The organism is Vibrio sp. V30_P3S12P165, assembly GCF_009904905.1.
GTDB classification, from domain to species: domain Bacteria; phylum Pseudomonadota; class Gammaproteobacteria; order Enterobacterales; family Vibrionaceae; genus Vibrio; species Vibrio fujianensis.
On record NZ_WXWH01000061.1, the window covers coordinates 1 to 19672 of the forward strand.

The window sequence follows — 19672 nt, forward strand, 5'->3', positions numbered from 1 at the left end:
TTCATAAATAACCTAAATATAAATTTACACCTTCCCACTTGGGGGTCAAGTGGGAGATCAAAAAACACACATGATATTTTTTCATGAAATCATTTTATGGTCTTTTAATTTTATAGTCTGACCTTATTTTGTCTCTTAAAGCTAAGCATTCTTCATTCTCTTTCACTATTATGAGAAATAATTTCTCATACTCCTTTGAATACAATAGAAAAGGACTCCGTCTTTGTGCAGAGATGATAGTCGCCCGAACGTGTATCATCGACCACATAGAATCTGTTTTTTCCAACATAACCTCGAGTGTTTTCCCGCTTGCCACAATCACTTTTCCCTCATATTCAAGCGATACTCTTCCTACAAGCCAAGGGCCTCTCCCCCTAATCATTTGTATTTTAAGCTCTTCAAGTAAATAACTTAAATCTCTATTTTTATTCATCATCTAAATTCCTCCACTCGCATTGACAAAAATAAATTCCATGTTAAATGTCAATTGGGGACATATAATTTGATAGGGGATCAGTAATGTTCAGAGAAACAATTAAGTTTTCAGCCTTCATGGCTGCTTTGTTCTTTTGTGTCAAAGTAGCCGGAATTTTTGGTCTGATTGTTTTAATCATTGCCGTGTGCTTCTATGTCCAATGGCTCAATGGCCGCTCCCCATCTTCAACACTGAATATCAATAATGTTGAAGATAGAGACACAACGAACAAGCATAGAGACACTCAATCCTACTCATCAAGCTACTGTTACGGACCGAATGAGCACCCATACGATCCGCACATTAGCTCGGTTGAACGAACCTACTGACCTCTGCTTACACTCATATATCGCGCCACTGGATTAAGATACCCAGCAGCTTGATCTTTACCCGCGTCTGCGGAAGTCTGGATGATGTCGCTCATACGGTCAGCAAGTTCAGTGTCGCCAACCTCAGTTCGCATCTGCTCCCTCAAGTTGGCGACTTGCTGTTCATCCCCTGTCAATGCAGCTGCGAACAACTGAGCACCTGTTTGATTGAGCCCGGCTTCGGCCCCGGCAACCGTAGCCATACTCCTAAACTCATCACCATATTGCTCAACAAACTGTTCCGCAGCTTCAACACTGTGTTCACTAGCAGCAGCCAATGCTGACGCAAAAAACATCCCTCTCTCCTGGAGACTCATTCCTTTCGCTGCTTCGGAGAGATCCGATTCACCAGTCAGCCACTCTTTAGCTGCGTTGTATCCTGATACACCCGCCCCCATAATACCGCGACCAAGAGAAGCCATTCCGGTTAATGCCTTACCTGCAATCCCCCACTCCTGCTCAACGTATTCATCACCACGCTTAGCATCTTCAATGAATTGATCACGCTGCTCAGAGGTCATACTGGCAAGACGACCCATTGAGCTACCAAAATGGCCAGAGAAGCCATCTACAGCAGCTCCTGATCCTCCAAATAATTTCTCGATAAATCGGCCTGCACCTTCGGCTGTAGCGAAAACCTGAGATGAGGTTGAGGGAGCAACATCATTAGCCATAATTCGGTTGCGTAGATCCCCTAAACGTTGCCTTGTAAAATCGCTCCGATTTTGACTGTGTTGCGCGTTTACGCTATCTAGGCTCTCACCGTGAGCGGCATAAACATCGCCATCTCCTCCGGGAAGATCCGTTTTAGGCTTGCCTTTCTGCTCAGTTGTCATCAATTTAGGGGCGCTCAATTTTTTCTCCCCTTGAGTGATAAGTGTGCTATCTATTTGGGGAGCCCCGCTATCTAAATGTCTGTTCCTTTGCGACTCACCGGCATTTGCAATCGGATTTTTAGCACCAATTGTTCCTGCAACAATTTCTGCTGCCTGAGTTCTATGTTGCAGATCTTCTGAATTCAGCATCGCATACAGAGCTCCACCCACTGAAGCCCGGTCTCCGTCCATACCAAGACCTTTATAATGTCGTGCTCGATTAGTTGCTGCCTGGCGTAACTCACTAGGAGCCTGCCGCATGTATTGGCTCAAATTCGCCATTGACGCCTGATCACCCAAAACCGATCCAGCAATAGCCTGCATGTCTGCGGATGTCACACTACCCAGAACTTTTTGAGCACTTGCTAACCGCTGATAGGTATCCTGAGCAGTCAGCATCTGGGAGGCAGTATGAGTCAGTCCACGACGCTGCTCCTCACCAACAGACTCTGTAAACCGTTGTGTTTTGTCATCGCTAATTTGACTAGCAACATCATTGGTCAACGCTGCTGTATCATCTTTAGAGAACCCAATATCCTTAGCTATTCGATCTAGATCCTTGGTCATTTGGGTTCTTGCGGCGGTTGAGCGGGTTTCCGCATTTGCACTGAGATCTCCTTTCATATCTACAGGATTTTCAGCACCTGTCGCTTTAGCAACTTTTCTAGCAATTGAACCTGCGGGCCCCATTAAAGTAGAAACCAGCTTTCCGGCGTCCACGCCAGCACTCATTCTTGCACCAATCGCACCAATAACTGCGTTGGTCTGAGAGCCGTCAAGGCCATGCTCTTTAGCGTACTGTTGACCAGCATTCACTATCGCTTTAGCCTGACTGCTATCCGATGATCTCAGCATCTGCCCAAAGCTCTGGAGCCGTTGATAGGACTTGTCAGCACTATTCCCAGAGAAGAATGAGTTCGAGAGCTGATTCTGAAAAGCGTCTTGGGCAACCGCCGCTCTTGCATTCCCACTGCTTACCATTTCAGAAGACATTTTAGAGAAATTCACTTTATCAATTAGGCCATTGGCACCACCCTGTAAGCCGCCCTGAAGGGCATTGAAAGTGTGGGCTGGCATTTGTTTAGCTAACGGCGCAGGTTGTAGTAAGTCTGGAGAAGAGATCTTCTCATTGATATGATCACCACCACTCATGCGGCCAGCCAGTGAGTTCAGTGAGTAAATTGACCCAGAAACAATGAACAAAGTCAGTACTGGTATGGCAGAAGCCATCATTCCACCTACAGCAAGATCATTGCTCATCATATCCGTTACGTGAAGAATCCCCTCGAAACTCGTTGGATCGCCGCCAGAAGTGATGTAGTCCTCTAAGGAGGCAGTGCTGCGGTTATAAATAAAGAGATTCACCACAGCCAAAACGGGCATCCATAGCTGAATCCAGATCAACGTCATAAAATATTTAAAGACCAGCTGAATCCCCATCATTCCCAGCACGATAAGCAGCCCCATGAGCGGCACAATGGCGTATACCAGAGCTTCGATAAATGTCAGCATCGGCCTGACAACAGTAGCAAATACCGATTGCTCCGCAGTCCACTGAGTATTTCGCTGCTGCACCGCCTGCTCAATCATCAGTGAGGCAGTGCCTTGCTGTATGGACTCGTAATATTGTCCCATGCCCTCGTTTAACACCGGAGTTAGGATCGCTGCCTTGAGCATGTCAGAGCTAATAATTCCTGTTGCCGACAGGTCATTAAGCGCATTGTTTGTTTCCGCCACAGGATTAACGCCACTTGTACCAGCAACGGTCAGACCCAGTAGGTAATTGATCGATTCATGAGAAGTTCCAGAGTCGAATGCCGTGTCCGTGGCAGCCATTAGATCAGTCCAGGCGTCAGTACAATTTGGAGTTGTCGACCCACTAGGTGACACAAAAATCTCAGTACCATAGACCGTTGACGAAAAGCGCAATGCCTCACGCCAGGTCAGACTTTTCAAATTCGATTCGGAAACATTAGCCAACTGGTAACGGATCGCAGTGCAGTCAGCAATGTAGTTTCGCCAGCTACGCTGCATGTCCACTGAGCCACCTCCGACAGCCCTATCCCAACTAGCCCAAAGTGCTGCATTACCTGCAAGCTGACGTTGTGCGGTGATCAACTCCAGTGAGGACAGAAACCCTTTCCGTATTATTTGAGGTGTAATAGTCGCAAACCCGGTCTCGAACTTGTCAGTCAGAACATAGCCTATATTCGAAATCATTCCCCCAATCGCCGCAGGTCCCATGGGGACGTTGGCAACCACACGGACCTCACCACTGTAGGCATCCTCGATTTTGACCAGTGCTGATGCCCCAAAAAACATTGCATATACAATCCAGCCTATAAGCACCTGCTGGATCTCAATACCACGCCCTCCCTGTACTACCCCCTTAACGCACACAATAACTACGGACACCAGAAGACCGATGGAAGCCATTTTAGTGAAGTCATTCGTACCAGTGATCATCGCAACGGCAATCAGTACCTGCTCTAGTAGTTCCGAATCACCGATGCTATAAATCGTAAACTCAGGCATCATGCACCTCCCCTAGAGCTGGTGAGGCTGAGACGTTGCGCCTGAACATTTTTTATGATTTGGTTGTAGCGAGTCACAATCTCACTAACTGAACCGTACTGCTCGACCATCTGCCGATGTTCGTTCTCGATGTTTCTACGCGCTCGCTCTAACTGATCCATTACCTCATTTTTATGCGGTGAGTCGGCATTAGATACCGCTAATTCTGCCGCCGAAATCATCTGTGTCGCTAGGTCGTACACCATCGCATTGGCAATAACAGTTGCACTTTCATCTGCAAATGAACTAGCGACACTGTCAGAAAGAGCAGCCAAGTTACGAATAATTGTGCCTACCGAGGCTGGAAGGTTTGTGAGCAATGCTTGCTCATCGGAAGTGATCGGACCAATATTACTTCTATACTTGAAAATGATTCCTGGTCGAGAATCTGTTCCAGTGAGCGCTTCATAAATTTTTTGACGAACGCTAGTCAAAGTGACAGTTTGTCTCGCTGGAGCCAAGCAATCATCGTCACAGTCATAGATTTTGACTTGACCTCCGCCTACAAGATCTGAAAGTGAGACTAAGCCTCCCGGGAGGCGTGAGACAGGGTTAGTATCACCTCCACTGGCATCTGCTATCAAATCGCCAACGATCACCGAACCAGTCAGTGAAAGCATCGCCTCAAGCAGGGCAGTGTCACCATATTGAAACCAAGTGCTTACAGAGTTAACTTTCAACTGCTTCCAAACAATGTTACCGATCATTTCTTGATATTTAGATGGATCGTTATTCTTCAGTTTTCGCAACGGTGTTTCACCATCTTGTTCTTGTACCGAACCAAACATATCGTCATAAAGACCTGCCCCCGTTGCCGTAATTGACGCTTTGGTCTTATGCTGAATATCAAATGCAGAGGTCGCGTCGTTAACAATCCCCTGCGCCAATTGACAACTGTTAGCTAAGTGCTGATTTAATGCTTGAACCTTTTTCTGGAAGTTCTCCATCCATTTGGCACCATCTGGAAACACATTATCTAGAGCCAGTTGAAATGCATATCCCTTTGCGTTGGCCGCAACTGCTCGCATCATCATGACTAGCTGCTCAGCGTTAATAAATGAGAACGAACCGCCAAACATATCAACCCCACCACATCCCGCCTTCCAGGATGGTGGAGTAAAGGAAACAAGGTTCTGCTCATAGATGCGTGACTTAACGGTATAGCGCCCCCCAGTGAAGACTCCGCGACGCTGTGACTCATGAACACCAGGCAAAGTGGTATTGCTCATTTCATTGAATAAGCAATCCATTTCATACTGTAGTCCCCCGGCGGAAACCGGGGCGGTTACTGTCGATGCAGCGATGATCGCCGCCAAAATTGTTTTCCGCATATATAGAAACTCTCCATCCGACTTTGAGTTTCTATTTTCTCAACCATTAGCTCTATTCCTTAGCGCTCTAATTGCCCACTTTGGGAGTAATCGGGATTAACTTTAAATTGTTCTTTCGTGACAGGTTAAAAACATTTGAAAAAGCCACTTTCTTAGACTTGCGTTTATGGTTTTCCATGAGATGTTATATATGAAACAAATCTCACCAAATGGAGAATGACGAATGAACCAAAAATTGACACTGTTATTATCAACTATCATTTGCAGCCTTTTTTTAAACGGCTGCGCTGTATCACCAAAGCAATACGATACACAACAGAGTAGAGCACTAAACATTGCTAGAGCTGGCGGGATTTACGATCAAGATTTACAAGACTCCTCAGATGGTACTAACTCCTACAAAAAATCACTTTTGCTTCGCGCACTAAATGCAACAGCCCTACTAACTTCACTCGATGCGCCATTGTCTGGGATGACTGGCGCTCAGACTCTAGCATTCAATGCAGGAAATATCATGGCGACACCTGATAACCCGTCCGCTCGCCCATCGTTAATGGCCTGGATGCCCAAAACAGAAGCTAGTAATAAAGATAATGCACGTATCAAATTCGAGGAACTTGTGGATGCAAGCCTAATAAATACAGCCCAGAATATGGGAATAATCGTTGAAAAACTGGCCGATAAAGGTATTACGATGCCAAAACTGAATGGCTGGGATATCAATATATGGACAGTGGATGCGCCTCAGTTCGGCTGCAAACCTGAGCATTGCGTAATTGCAACTCACGTTGCTCGGATAAATGATTGGCAAACACCTGAATTTATCACTTCTGGGCCAGGTGCAAGTTTTATTCTAGATTCTAATCACCCTAGTCAATACAGCCGAATTATTTTCCAGCAGACAACTGAAAAGGTTTCCTTTCCGGTCGATGAATTCTATCGGCAGTTAAGTGCCAACCTCCCTGCATGGTCAGCTATGTACTTTCCTCCTAATACCGTCTTTAAGGATGGGCAAACACTACCTTATCCGGTGCTTTATGAACATGGTCAACAGCTTATGTTCGTAACTCCTCAACGCTAACTGAAACCATATAAGGGCGGAACTGGCAACGCTGCATACCAGTTCCTCAATGGAAACAAAATTATGATGACATTAACGACCGTATCAGAACAACTTAGTAGCATTCAGAGCCGAGTATTTTGGCGTGTGGGTACCCAACGAAAAGGCATACTCAATGTCACCCTCGATTTTGAAAGCAACGATAGCGCCCTACTCTGCGAGTTATGCGCCATTCGCTACCTGCTGCTCGAAAAACAAGTTTTTGGCCGAGTCCCAGGAACAGGAATAGGCTACAAACTTGTTGTATCAAAAGGTGCCATCAAGAAACTGGCACGGGGAAGATCTGACAAAAAGTGCGCCCAAAAGTTTTCGGCCTTCCTACAATCTCGTTTGGCAGGAGTGCAGATCGAGGTCTCCACTAAAACAGAGTACATGGCCAACATTGAGGAAGAGGCTACAGAACTACTGCTGGCTGAACGAAAGCGATATGCAGGCACCTTTGATGCTATCGAAACACCTGCAATGGGCACGGTCTTGGTAACAGCTCACGCTGTATCACGATACAGCGAGCGGATAACCTCAGGCAAGCCCAAAGCCCCGTGGCTGTCACTGGTCAAACGCATCCAGAACCCGGAGCTTCGCATTTACCCTCTTGCGGAACGAGAGCGTCGTCGCAAAGCCCAAAAGTACGGCACCGCTGACAATATTGAGGAATGGGGCCATCCGAGCAGTGAGCTCTACTTCCTTGTACTAAATGATCAGGGCATTAGAACACTTGTCACCATCTACGAACGCTAAATCAGAAACGAAAAAAGCCGGGTTTCCCGGCTTTTTTCACGATCAATGAGCAGCTTCATCGACACCGAAAACTTTCTCCCAGGATTCACCGCTTTCAGCAGCATCCAAGTCGATAACAAATTTCAGTTCGATTCGATCCAGTTCCAGCGATCGCATTTCACATTGTTCAGCAACCAGCTCTCGGTAATGATCTTCAGCTTCATCGTGAGATGTCGCTGAAATCGTCTCTGAAAACAGTTCCTGATGTTTGTGATTGTTGAAAGCGTAAAACATAGTGCCAACAACATCATACTTGCGCATAACACATTGAGTTTGTACCGACATAACAGTCTCCTAATACGGTTAGGCCGGGAAACCCCACCGGGATTTTTCCCGGCAGGGTTGCATTTGATTTAATTAATTTATCGACTAATAGACTAAAATCAGTCGTTGCATCGCAACTTCCTCAACATTCACATAGAACAGACTTATTAGGAAACCTCTAGGCAGCGTTTAACCCCTGATAAGTGGCGTGATCCACGAACGATCTGGCCGTCAATCGGCGCAGACTCGATGAAAGCGCAAGGCGTTTTGTGAGCTTTAGGCTCGCGGCTGAGCCACTCACCAACAACAGAGTTGTCACTCACTTGGGTAGGCATAACGGCCTTTACAGGCCGCTTCTTAAAAAGACCAAACGCAGCTTTGAGCATATACAGCATTCCGCGAGCGAGCAGAGATGCTGAAACCGAGAACAGTGCGACGGTAACGATCATAATTAAGAAGAAAGTGGTTGCAGACATAGCTTCACCTCATATTTTTGAGGGAGCTATCCCCACAAGGGATTAGCTCCCGAGTGGGTTCAAAAAGTTAACTTGCTGTTTGTTTTTGGCGACCAGCTATCGCACTCATCAACTACAAGAGCTGAATGAACTTCCAAGATAACAGCTTGTCCTACTTAGACAAATAGCTCCAGTTGCCCTTTTGGGGCGACAAACTGTTCAGCATCCCTCCCCCCAAAAAAGCGATTAACCCAATTTGAACACCAATTACGTCTCAGCTCAGTCAGAACAGCGACTTTCACATGTGAAAGTGAATCCAGTCCGTCATTGAAATCAGCAACTTTACCCTACATATAACATAGGGATAATTAACCTCTGGAGTACCTATGACCGACAAGGAGGTCTCGGTGGATCTCCGGGGCGCTTTAGCAGCACCTGCCAGAGCACACGAAAAGCATAAAAATGAGTCGCCAGTGTTTTCTGAGTCAGATCTGACTTTCTGGCATAGTATCGGTGGATGTGTGCCCGACCGATTTGAGGTGGCGTACTCACCCCGGGTTCATTAGCCGCAATGTCATTACACGCATTTACCAGCAGCCGGATCTGAGCTCTCCTTGTCTGCTTGCCACCGTGGCGTAGGTATGAATGCGACCGTTCTTTAATCCATTTTTCCATACCCGATCACCCCAAATACGAATTTGTCACGTCGGTACGACCGTGACCCAGTTCTCTTGCTATTTGCATCCTGACCTCGCGATCAAGAGACTTGGCTGTTTCAACGCTAATTCCCTTTTCTCTGGCGATATATTTATGATGTGCATTGCCATGTTTTATTCCCGCTTTGACAGGACATTTCACACCAGATAATTTCTCATACCTATTTTGAGCATACGCATGACGCTCACCGTGGAATTTAACACCTAGTCTTGCCGCTTCTTTGTAAGCATCCTGGCGAAACTCTTTATAACTCTGTTCGGCTGGGATCATGCTGCGACCATTTTGAATGTCTCTGGCATTCTCTAGCGCTTTTATTTGTGATTGCTCAAAAATAGGTACAACACGAGGACGACCTCCTTTCGTTCCGTCTCTTATTTCTACACATCCTTTACTCTGAGCTTGAGCCAGAGCTTTATCTGCATTCAATTTTGCAGACTCTTCAAACCTGAGCCCCAGTTCTCGTTGTAAATTCAGTAGTGCCCCAGTTCGCTCAGTTGCATTGTAAGTTGCTTTATCGTGACGCTCTTTGGAGATGCTTTTGTCGCCTTGACTAATACCACTTCGTTTAGGTAAATCACCCTGCTTTACTGGATCTACACGAACCTTATTATCTCCACGCGCAATTTCCATAACTCTATTCACAGCACTTAAATAATTTTGTGCTGTAGAGGCTTTAATATCTCCAGACTCAAATCGATCTCTAAGATGATCGGCATATTGCATCAAATGCGAGATTTCGACTTTTCTAAGATCTTTAATTCCCTGCTCTGCTTTGGCCCAGGAACAAAATACATTCCAACGATCATGGATCGTGCTGATAGACTCAAAGGACTTATATTCTTCTTTAAGCGCATTTAACCCGGCATAGCCCATGTCGCGGCTTTTAAGGCCAAAATTTCTGGCATCCGGGTTTGCTCGTTCACATCGCACTGATGCTTCCCTCTTAGTTGTTCTGTCCTCATTAGCCATGCCCCTAACTGGTGTTAAGTGATATGCAGTTTTTGATGGCAGCTCTGCGTGCTGCTGGCTAAGCGGTTCTCGCCGCTACATAGGGCAGATAAGACGATGCCCACGTCTTTGTTACGACCAAACATTGCTATGGCAGGGGCTCTGCTCTCAACCGTCTGGCCTGCCTGGAATGGCAAACTGACGGCAGATCCGGCTGATGTCATCGTCTCTGATTCCTTCCCAATACTGGAAAGGACCCGGCGAAGCCGGGATTTTTCGCGCGTTTTCCCGCGCGGGTCGAAAGCCTAGAGCCATTGAGGCGCAAGGCTTTCGTCGGGTGGCTAGCCCCCCGTCTCTGTTCCCTGACGGTAGACAGAGACGGGGGCGAAGCATCAGCTCCACAGCAATAGCAACATCAGTTACAAGTTGTTGCTCAGGAGGAGATCGAGCACTTTTGACTGGCTCAGGAAGGAGCCTAGAAGCTGAGACCTTTGGTTGATCGCAGGTAAGAAGCATTGTGCTGCGCAAAACGCATACAGCAATGCAGCAGCACAACGCTGCAAATAATAAGAATAGAAACATGATGTTTCCTCCGTTCTGTTAGATTTCAGGCGGAGGAGTGCCCTATCGGGGTCACATCCCCCAGATGGGTTAACTATGTAGAGCCATTCGGCTGTAAGTATTTTGAAGTGGTTTATGCTATTTCTTGGTAACGATGACTAGCTACCACCGACCGACTTTGAGCGGTATTACATCTTTTATGATAGTTTCGTTAGTCTGTGTGTCAACTGCTATCAAAAGAGGCTTTTTAGGTTGCTTTTCGACGTAATTTTCAGTCCTATCGTCACAACTGTTAATCCAAAAGCAACTTTTCGAGGGCTCTCAAACATACACATACAAACATACCTGTTTCCTTAATCAAAATACTATCTTGAGATAGTATTTTGATTAAGGAAACATGAAGCTACGCTGCGAAGGAAAATACATATGCCGTTTATTGGACATGACACGGTTAATGACAAACGTGTCAACATCCTTAACTACGAAGACCCGAGAGCAATATTTAAACGAGGTCAAATAGTATGTCGATACTGTAAAGAGGAATTGGTGATCAGAGGAAACTCTAGAATAAGCGTACCCAAAATACACTTCATGCACCTATCAAATGAGTGCAAAGGAGAATACAAACATCATCCAGAAAGTCCCGAACACTTATTCTTTAAAGAGCTGCTTTCAAGGGACTTAGCCAAAGATCTTGATGAGTATAGCAATGCACGTGTAGAGCTCGAATGTCCTGTTGAATCCATAAAGCGAATCATTGATGTTGCTTTTATCTTCCCTAATGGATGGGTTGTTGCCCATGAAGTTCAGTTAAGTGCGATCACACCCAATGAGTTAGAGGAGAGAACGAATGATTACAGAAAAGCAGGAATTGACGTTACTTGGTGGCTTGGGAAGCAGGCAAATACCCCAAAAAATCGCCAATGGTGCTACGAAAAACTGGGTGAGTGCCACACCATTGATTACGAAAAGCTGGTCGAACATTCAGCCAAGTGAAAAAGCTGTGAGATATGGAAGCTCTGAACCTAAATTTTTCACCTCCTTTTGGTGGTCGCTATCGATTGAAAATTTTAGCGAATTTAATTACCCAATGCTCCCTGCGGATAGACAAAGAATGCCGAATCAAACAATGCTCTCTTATACACTCATTCACCGCTTACTATTTGCTACACTTCAATGCTGGGCTACAACATCGTCAATAGAAAAATCGCGATTAATGAATGGGATAGGAACCCCTAAAAGCCAAGCGCAAGCAGCAGCCCTATTAGGAGCTTGGGAAGGTGTTGGATTTTTAACGAAAGAAGGAAAAGGAAAAACAGCATCGTACAAGATAGTTGATGGCTATAAGGCAGGAAATTGGCCAGGAGCCACAAATGAGCAACGAAAACAGTGCTACCAAAGAATACTAAGAAACATACCATTGGGCATAAATCTGAATGCAGTCAAAATAAGGGCTGTATGCTTAAAGAAAATAACTTATGAGGCCGCAGACTTTACTCTTTAACGGTAAAGCTTGAGCTAGAGAGCAAATCAAGTAGCTCAATTATGAGCTATTTTATAAAAATTTAGGTCATTGAAACCTTGAAGCCATTTGTTATTTATTACACAGGCTATGATTGATAGAGGTGATAGCTTGAAATACAACGCAACTCGACAGTCTTTTCCCCCTACCCCTAATCTTGATATGTGGCCTGTAGGTTCGGCAGAACGCTTAATACATGGATGCTGGCTGTTGAGCATTATGAGGCTCCATACGTTCACCAATGAGTGTGGCGAAACGCTCCAGGAAACGTACAATGAAATTAATCATAGAATAGGTGTAAATACGGTTTACATTGACCTTCTTACCTTAGGCGATAATTATAGAAATGTGTCAGAAATTTTAAATATTATCAGAAGCAATGAACAACCGACTTGGGTTTGGTTTACCAACTGCGACGCTCTATTAGATACTTCGCTTGCTGGTTGGCTACGATCGATTTTAACGACAAGTGATATGGAACATGTAAGAGTTGTTTTCCTTCTCGATAATAAAAATCAGTACCGAGAAATATTTCAAAAATATTCATTACCACTTTATAGATCTACTACAATATTTAACAACATCAAAATAAACATTTGATAGAAATTACTTATTTAAAATTTTCACATTAGCAGCCTTTACTTTAAATCCTTTTTCGTATTTGTTTCCAATCCACACCCAGATACGGCTTGAACTATAACGTAGGGTTACACCATTCAATTTTTCAATTGTTGACTTGAAGTTTTTACCGGTATGCCATTTTTTATATTCAATATCAACATCATGAATCGTCTCCATTTGTTCCATTTTTTCCATCGCGATAACTCGATTTTTTTCTTCTAGCAAGACTCTTTCTTCCTCTCTTTTTTGACGAACTAACTTTTGCTGATCACGCTCCTCCTGACGCTTGACTTGACGTTTTAATACATTTCTAGCCTCGATTGCATTCGCTTCTTTAATCAATCTTTGATATTTACTTTCATTAGCCATAAGTGATTCAAGCTCAATCGAATCAAAAAAGTATGCTAAAAAATCAGATTTTTTAGGCCAGCATGGTTCCTCATTACATACTCTCACATCATTATACTTACGCTTAGTTCTAGCTGAGTTTTCTTTGATTTTTTTGTTAACAAACCAAATTGGTAAGTATTTTTCATTTATCAACATTGAAACTGGAGCATAAAAGCTTGATGAACCAAAGAATTCTCCTCCTTCGTCACAAGAGCTTTTATATCTAGTTTTCACTGTCACTTTTATACTTTTATTCGTTTTGCCAGCCGCGACTTTCACACAAACAAAAGCTTGGCCATTTTTAATCAAAACTTTTTCTAGCTGATCAGCAAAGTGCTCAGCTTTCTTTTTTATTTCATCAACATTGTAATCAAACGCCACTTTCGACAGGTTACGTGCAACAAGTGAACTACTATTTTCATCAAACTTAAATTCACGCCGTGTGCGTTGCAACAAATGTAATAAATCAGTTTTAGCGTTAAATTTTAAGCTTGTAAAAATATCTGGCAACTGAATTTCAACATATCGTCCAGCCAACCAAAAGCTCAGCATATTAATCATAAATTTGCCTCCTTTCTTTTTTCATCAATATAATTAGCTAAATCGATTACGCTTACTAAATAATCTGACTTTTGAGACTCACGAAAAGCGGTGATTGGTAGTCGATTAGCTGTCGCTCGATCCCTAGCAGTCCGTGGAGCCAAGCCAAAGTATTTCTGAGAAATCTGGCTCAATGGGACTACAGCTGTATTAAATTCAGCCATCAACAAAAAAAGTGTATTCAAAGTAAACTCCTCCATTTCCAATCTGAACTCAATTATTATCGTGCGTTTTAATGTGCAACATATAACGTGGATCTGCCCTTTCCGGGCACTTAGAGACGTTTTTTAAGTGTTTAAGTGGAAAGCCTGTCAAGGGTTCCAGTGGCCGTTCTACGGGCTTTAAAGCGCCAGCCTTGCTCTGTATGGAAAAATGGACTAAACGCGCGCTATGAGCTAAAGCGGCCACCCCTTGACTGGGTTGGAACGTAATAGCCTTCATTCAGGAGGTTGGCTTCAGGCCGAAGGCCGCGCCATCCTCCTGAGTTCCCGACGGCGAGGGGTTCCCCCCTTGGGGGGCGGAGGGGGGTATCACTGGCCCCTAGCTTTAGCTAGGAAATGGCCAGGCATTCTTCTAAGGGGGAACCCCTCAAGGGTTCATCCCTTGGAGATAAACCTACAAAGTAGGGTTATTACTTAATATTTTATTTCTTATTAATAGCATATCTACAGTATCCACTTAGTTTTTTAGCGGATTACCTAATTTTATTTGAAATCACTTAATTTTTCTTATTCCGAAGTTATCCACAGGTTAGACACGAGAACAAAGTGAAAACGGTGAAATTAAATAGCAGATCGAGGAAAAAAGAGAAGATCCAGAGAAAGGATTAGGGACAAAAACGGATTGCAGACACAGGGAAGCCCACAGCGGGCTGTGTGGCACTAAAAGGAGTTGGGAGGGGTTATTTAGCTCGTCTTGGCTTTTGCCCAAGCCTCGAAGCTACCAAAGCGGCGTTTGAGCTCAGCTCGAACATCGGCGCCACTCATCCCAGAGGCCATCAGTTCGCTTGTGGCTGCGATTTGCTCAAGGTTGTACATACGACGCAGCTCTTTGTTCTCATCACAATCAGCAACAGACTTAGAACGCTTGGTCTTGAATGCGTGAGTATTGACGCCCGCGGTCAGCTGGCTCATACGAAGGCGGTTTCTAGCGTGTTTAGCGTCGTTCTGAGTTGGGAACTCTTCTCTGAACTTTGATCGAGCTTTCTTGAGTTTATTGGAACACCAGGTTCTAAACTTCTTCAATTGCTCGTAACCTACCGCACCGAGAGAAACCAAGAAATGAAGGTTCAGGTTCTTGATTGCTGGGCGAGCACGCTTGCTGCCATCCGGCATTTCTTGGTACTGCCGATGCATACTGAATGCGCCGGCTAACTTTAAGCGACGGAACGCTCGCCAAAAACGCTGTGACGGGTCGCCATCTTCACGCACTAAGCCCGCTACTTTGGCAATTTCAGCACAGGAACGCGGAATAAAGTCGCCATTGGGCAGAGGTGTTCCTACACGGAGCGTAGCATACTCTGTCATATTCAAGATGGCGCATAACACCAACACATCTGCCTCCCTCGCTTCACTACGATTAAGTCGAGGCTGTCCGTCTTGATTAATTTTACCATTGAGATTTGCCAGCGTAGGCAATAACTGAGGTGACTCATAATAACAAACCGCCTTTTCATGCAGTTTCCTGATCACATGAGGGATCATGTTTTTGGTCTGCTTAGCGTTGTATAGGTGCCAAGCAGGATTTTTGGGGTCATGCCCACACCTGTTGCCTGATGCTACATATTTATTCGTCTGCACAACACTTCTCCAGCCCGGAGAAGTAGTGCAATCTCAACAAATTTGACTTGTTAAAAATCCACATCTTGCTACACTAATCCTCGAATGAAAGACTAAACCCGCCAGGAGCGCCAACTCCGTTATGAGCGGGTTTTGTTTTATCTGTCATCAAGTTTTTGATTAGCGTAGCTGTCTGTCCCACTTTCACATGTGAAAGTGACGTGCCCCTCAATGTGCCCCTCGAAAAGAGAAAATCTAGTTATTTCAGAGTGTTAAACAAACAATCCATCCAATCGAGCATAGGAGCCACCGAAAAGCGGGCTGTAGGGTGCATAGTTAAAATCTCACTATTTTTCATAACCTTAGCTACAAAACCCACTATGGCCAAGCTAGGTAATTCTTCTTTGATGACTCAATTTTGCCCCAAAATGTCCCCTAAGGGAAAAATTTAGGGACACGATAAAGGTAGATCGAGTCAAGGGAGGCGGGATTATACATACCGTTACTACTTGCTTCAAATTTAGTCGGGACTGGCAGCATCAGCACCCTCTCTATTTCATTAATGGAGAGTCAATAGATGGCAACAATCTCAATAGAAAAAGTTTTTGGAAAGAGAGCAGTAAAATTCAAAGCTAGAGTAAGAGTTACTAAAAACTCGAGGCGCTTATTTGAAAAATCCAAAACATTCCCATCCGAAAAGAATGCTAAATCTTGGGCTGAACAACTAGTCAAGCAGCTCGATGTTGAGGGAATTCCAAATGAAAGGACTGCCCCGAAGACAATACTGATTGGCGACCTCATAACAGAGTACCTGAATGACCCCATAACTTCTGCTAGTCTAGGTCGCTCAAAATTCGCTGTACTAAGTCGTTTAAGAGCATACGATATTGCACTCATACGAGCAGATTTACTAACTGCTAACGACCTCGTCAACCACTGCCGTATTCGTAAAGCAGAACACACAAGGCCACTACCGCAAACTATTTATCACGACATCACTTACCTAAAGGGTGTCATTGATGTCGCCAGCCCTATGTTTGGTTATGCCGCAAACACAAAAGCACACGACGAAGCTATTCCGGCATTGATTCGATACGGGCTAATCGGGCGTAGCCAACGCCGAGAACGTAGACCAACAAAAGATGAACTCTCCAAAATGGAGCGCGGCCTAGCAAAAAGGCAATCGCATCGATGCGCGATGATTCCTCTCGTTGATATCTTTCATTTATCCATTCTGACTTGCATGAGGCTTGGCGAGATCACTCGTATCAAGTGGAGTGACATAGACTTTGAAACTTCTACGTTAACGATTAGAGATAGAAAAGACCCTCGCAATAAAAAAGGAAACAACTGCATTATTCCTCTTTTTGAAGAAGCCCAAGCGATCTTAGAGCGTCAACCTCGTCATGAGGATCTCATATTTCCTTTTCGTAAAGAGTCCATTGGCGCGGCATGGCAGCGTGTTTGCAAAGAAGAAGGCATTGAAGACCTACGCTACCATGACTTACGTGCAGAAGGCGCTTGTCAGCTATTTGAGCGTGGTCTAAGCATCGTCGAGGTATCCAAGGTAACTGGTCATAAAGACATCAACATCCTAAATAATGTTTATCTTCGCTTAAACATACAGTCTATTCATCAACACAAAACAACACTTTGAGCTGTACAAACATCAACCAAACGTGACAGGCGTCACGCATATTGTTTTTTGTACTAAAAATTTTCTGGGCATCGATAAGGCAAGCATCAGTTTCGATGCTCAGAAGCATGCTTTTTAGCACCTTTTAAGCCCCATAAATCGATTCGGACAAGAAAAGGCTTAGCCGTATTTATAACCCCCTCAAAAAACACCGTTTAAAGCATGTCTATGACAATCCCCCTCAATTTGCCAGCTAATCCTAATCTCTCTAGCATCCATTTCATCGCAGATAGCACTGCGAATGAAATATGATTTATCTACTGGAGATTCATTAGAGTGGCGACAAAATCAATTGAAATGCGTGAGACTCAAAAAGGTACTAGGTACAGAGGGCAGGTGCGCATAACACTACTGGGTAAAACTGTTAAATCGTGCGCCAAAACCTTTGACTCATTCGAAAAAGCTAAGGTGTGGGTGGACAATACAGCTCAGCTTGCAGATCGGTACGGTGTAGATGGATTAAAGAAAGCCAAAAAAGCACCTAAACCGAGAGTTAAAGACGCAGTCCATACTGTGCTTAATACCGAGCCAACCGCAAGCAACTTAGGAAAATCAAAAAAAGCTAATCTAAAAATGTTACTGAGCTTTCCTATAGCACAAGTGCCGTTAGAAGATCTCTCAGAAAGGCACCTATATGAACACTGTAAGCTAAGAGCAGAAGGAAGCAAGTCGCCTAAGCCACAAACAATTGCTCACGATATTGCTAATCTATGCACGGCATTAAAGGACGCTAACACATTTTATGGTATGCGAAGTGATACAAGCATTTTTATTAATGCACGATCTTCGTTACAACGACACAATATCATTGCCAGAAGTGAAGCTCGCAATCGTAGGCCACAACAATTTGAACTGAACAACATAACTTCGGCTCTTGAATACGCTCTAGTGAACGAAGGCAGCGGTCTACCACTTCTAGATATCGTAGAGTTTGCTATTGAAACATCACTAAGACGAGGGGAAATCTCAAAAATTCGCGTCTGTGATGTTGATTGGGAAAAAGAGACGCTTACGGTTCGAGATCGCAAACATCCAAACTCAAGGCTTCGACATACAGACACGATCCCTTTATCAAAAAAAGCACTGACAATAATAGCCAAACAAGGTATCCATGAACCAAATTACCGTATTTTCCCCTACAAGCCGGACGCTATAAGTGATGCTTGGAGAAAGATTAGAACTAAATTAAATATCGAAGACCTGCGCTTTCACGACCTTCGTGCAGAAGCAGCTTGTCGACTGTTTGAGGGTGGCTTAGATATCGTTGAAGTATCAAAAATAACAGGCCATAGAAATTTAGACATATTGAACAATCATTATATGCGATTAAAAATAGACCCTGTTAGATTATCAGCACATTGATCATTTAACACAAAAATAATATTACTTTTCAATAAGACTATAATTAAATAAATTTACTAATCATTATTAATGATAAAAATGATTAGCTGTAATCATTTAAAAACACTGTCATATTATAAATATTATTAGCTCCTTTTAACTTATAACATATTTAATTTACTTAAAAAGTAAACTCGACCTTAATAATAACGAGAAATGAACATGAAAAATATATTTAAAAATATCTTTGTGCCAGAAACAAAAACGGACAAAAAAAACAAAATAGACTCTCTCCCTAAAAAGAGTAGCATTAAGGTTGATACTGAAAATCAAAACAAATTCAATGAAAATGAAATCGTCGTCGTACCACCAAAGCTAAGACAAGAGGGACTTAATGGCATTTTGGGGAATATAGCCAAGGACTTGGCAGATGGAACAGAAGCTAATGTTCAATTCATTGCTTCAAATATTATGTCAAGGTTAGCTTCATCCATTCCAAGAGGTTACTTCACCATGCCTTATGCAGCCATTAATACAGAAATCCGTCTGTTCTCTATTCAGGCTCTACCAACAGGATGTGGGAAGGGCATCTCAGAGAAACAAGCGAAAGCTCTGTTTGATACTGCCATAGAGTTGCTAGAAAATGATGGTGTGAGTTCTCATTCAGGCCTTCCATTATACTCACGAACTTTTTCAGGGGGACTATCTACAGGAGAAGGTGTCGCACATGAGCTTCGTGATGGAATTACTAATGAAAGAGGAGAAACAACACAAGGAGTTGAAGATAAAAGACTTTATGTCATTGAACCAGAGTTTTTTAATATTCTTACAAAGAGTAATACTCCGGGGAGTATTTTGAGCACCACAATTCGTAAACTATTTGACGGTTGTCAACGATCACCGAAAACTGATCCACTTTTAGCTTAAAAACGATCAATCAAAATTGATCCACCCTTTTACTCAGGTATTGCTCCTGAGCGTCGTTTATCTTTCAATCGATAACTATCACCACTTAACTGCAAAACATGCGAGTGGTGAAGCAGTCGATCTAACATCGCTGCCGTTAATGTCGCATCATCGGCAAATGCGCTAGGCCATTGGCCAAACGATAAATTGCTGGTCAAAATAATACTGCCATACTCATAGCGCTTAGCGATCACATTAAAAAATAGGTTGGCTTCTTCTCGCCCAAACGGCAGGTAACCGATTTCATCAATGATCAATAACCTTGGAGCCATCACAGAGCGAGAGAGGTATTG

General features: G+C 43.8%; 17 protein-coding genes. 7 read left to right on the forward strand and 10 right to left on the reverse strand.

Annotation, left to right across the window (positions count from 1 at the left end; translation table 11 throughout):
- Positions 1 to 94: 94 nt before the first annotated feature.
- The 3 genes from CAG57_RS12655 to CAG57_RS12665 all read right to left on the reverse strand — a co-directional run bounded on the left by CAG57_RS12655 (position 95) and on the right by CAG57_RS12665 (position 5623).
- A complete protein-coding gene (locus CAG57_RS12655; RefSeq protein ID WP_161427586.1) occupies positions 95 to 436 on the reverse strand; it encodes a hypothetical protein in 342 nt (113 codons plus the stop codon).
- 361 nt (positions 437 to 797) lie between these two features.
- Positions 798 to 4256, reverse strand: a complete 3459-nt coding sequence (locus CAG57_RS12660; protein WP_161427585.1) for a conjugal transfer protein TraG N-terminal domain-containing protein — start codon at positions 4254 to 4256, stop codon at positions 798 to 800.
- The gene (locus CAG57_RS12665; RefSeq protein WP_161427584.1) at positions 4253 to 5623 is read right to left on the reverse strand and encodes a conjugal transfer protein TraH; all 1371 of its coding nucleotides are present in this window, start codon (positions 5621 to 5623) and stop codon (positions 4253 to 4255) included. Before CAG57_RS12665 ends, CAG57_RS12660 begins: the two co-directional genes overlap by 4 nt.
- Before the next feature lie 223 nt (positions 5624 to 5846).
- Here CAG57_RS12665 and CAG57_RS12670 point away from each other — a divergent pair, with 223 nt between their 5' ends.
- Positions 5847 to 6704 (forward strand): hypothetical protein, encoded by an 858-nt coding sequence (locus tag CAG57_RS12670; RefSeq protein WP_161427583.1) that lies wholly within the window; start codon positions 5847 to 5849, stop codon positions 6702 to 6704.
- Positions 6705 to 6767: 63 nt separating this feature from the next.
- Positions 6768 to 7481, forward strand: coding sequence for a hypothetical protein (locus tag CAG57_RS12675; RefSeq protein WP_161427582.1), 714 nt, complete (start codon positions 6768 to 6770; stop codon positions 7479 to 7481).
- A gap of 42 nt (positions 7482 to 7523) precedes the next feature.
- Here the strand turns inward: CAG57_RS12675 and CAG57_RS12680 are convergent, their stop codons facing one another.
- The 3 genes from CAG57_RS12680 to CAG57_RS12690 all read right to left on the reverse strand — a co-directional run bounded on the left by CAG57_RS12680 (position 7524) and on the right by CAG57_RS12690 (position 9886).
- Positions 7524 to 7805 (reverse strand): hypothetical protein, encoded by a 282-nt coding sequence (locus CAG57_RS12680; RefSeq protein WP_161427581.1) that lies wholly within the window; start codon positions 7803 to 7805, stop codon positions 7524 to 7526.
- 146 nt (positions 7806 to 7951) lie between these two features.
- The gene (locus CAG57_RS12685; protein ID WP_039437758.1) at positions 7952 to 8260 is read right to left on the reverse strand and encodes a hypothetical protein; all 309 of its coding nucleotides are present in this window, start codon (positions 8258 to 8260) and stop codon (positions 7952 to 7954) included.
- Positions 8261 to 8920: 660 nt separating this feature from the next.
- Positions 8921 to 9886: an integrase domain-containing protein gene (locus CAG57_RS12690; protein WP_225484607.1), complete on the reverse strand. Its 966-nt coding sequence runs from the start codon at positions 9884 to 9886 to the stop codon at positions 8921 to 8923.
- Positions 9887 to 11056: 1170 nt separating this feature from the next.
- On the opposite strand from CAG57_RS12690, the gene CAG57_RS12695 reads away from it, so the two are divergent.
- Both CAG57_RS12695 and CAG57_RS12705 read left to right on the forward strand, forming a co-directional pair.
- Entirely contained in the window at positions 11057 to 11461 is a 405-nt protein-coding gene (locus CAG57_RS12695; protein ID WP_443083766.1) for a competence protein CoiA family protein, read from the forward strand.
- Positions 11462 to 12098: 637 nt separating this feature from the next.
- The gene (locus CAG57_RS12705; RefSeq protein WP_237666066.1) at positions 12099 to 12587 is read left to right on the forward strand and encodes a hypothetical protein; all 489 of its coding nucleotides are present in this window, start codon (positions 12099 to 12101) and stop codon (positions 12585 to 12587) included.
- Between the two features lie 6 nt (positions 12588 to 12593).
- On the opposite strand, the gene CAG57_RS12710 is transcribed toward CAG57_RS12705, so the two are convergent.
- From CAG57_RS12710 to CAG57_RS12720, 3 genes are all read right to left on the reverse strand, one after another.
- Positions 12594 to 13559: a hypothetical protein gene (locus tag CAG57_RS12710; protein WP_130243114.1), complete on the reverse strand. Its 966-nt coding sequence runs from the start codon at positions 13557 to 13559 to the stop codon at positions 12594 to 12596.
- The gene (locus CAG57_RS12715; RefSeq protein WP_237666067.1) at positions 13556 to 13783 is read right to left on the reverse strand and encodes a pyocin activator PrtN family protein; all 228 of its coding nucleotides are present in this window, start codon (positions 13781 to 13783) and stop codon (positions 13556 to 13558) included. Before CAG57_RS12715 ends, CAG57_RS12710 begins: the two co-directional genes overlap by 4 nt.
- Positions 13784 to 14503: 720 nt before the next feature.
- Complete coding sequence (locus tag CAG57_RS12720) at positions 14504 to 15397, reverse strand: plasmid replication protein repA (protein ID WP_130243116.1); 894 nt, start codon at positions 15395 to 15397, stop codon at positions 14504 to 14506.
- Positions 15398 to 15953: 556 nt separating this feature from the next.
- On the opposite strand from CAG57_RS12720, the gene CAG57_RS12725 reads away from it, so the two are divergent.
- The 3 genes from CAG57_RS12725 (at position 15954) to CAG57_RS12735 (ending at position 19340) form a co-directional block, all read left to right on the forward strand.
- A complete protein-coding gene (locus CAG57_RS12725; protein WP_161427564.1) occupies positions 15954 to 17033 on the forward strand; it encodes an integrase in 1080 nt (359 codons plus the stop codon).
- Between the two features lie 315 nt (positions 17034 to 17348).
- The gene (locus CAG57_RS16245) at positions 17349 to 18434 is read left to right on the forward strand and encodes a site-specific integrase (protein ID WP_064484272.1); all 1086 of its coding nucleotides are present in this window, start codon (positions 17349 to 17351) and stop codon (positions 18432 to 18434) included.
- Between the two features lie 201 nt (positions 18435 to 18635).
- Positions 18636 to 19340, forward strand: a complete 705-nt coding sequence (locus tag CAG57_RS12735) for a hypothetical protein (RefSeq protein WP_161439531.1) — start codon at positions 18636 to 18638, stop codon at positions 19338 to 19340.
- Positions 19341 to 19369: 29 nt separating this feature from the next.
- Here CAG57_RS12735 and CAG57_RS12740 read toward each other — a convergent pair.
- Positions 19370 to 19672 (reverse strand): ATP-binding protein (locus CAG57_RS12740; RefSeq protein WP_161439520.1); only part of this gene is annotated, 303 nt, incomplete at its 5' end.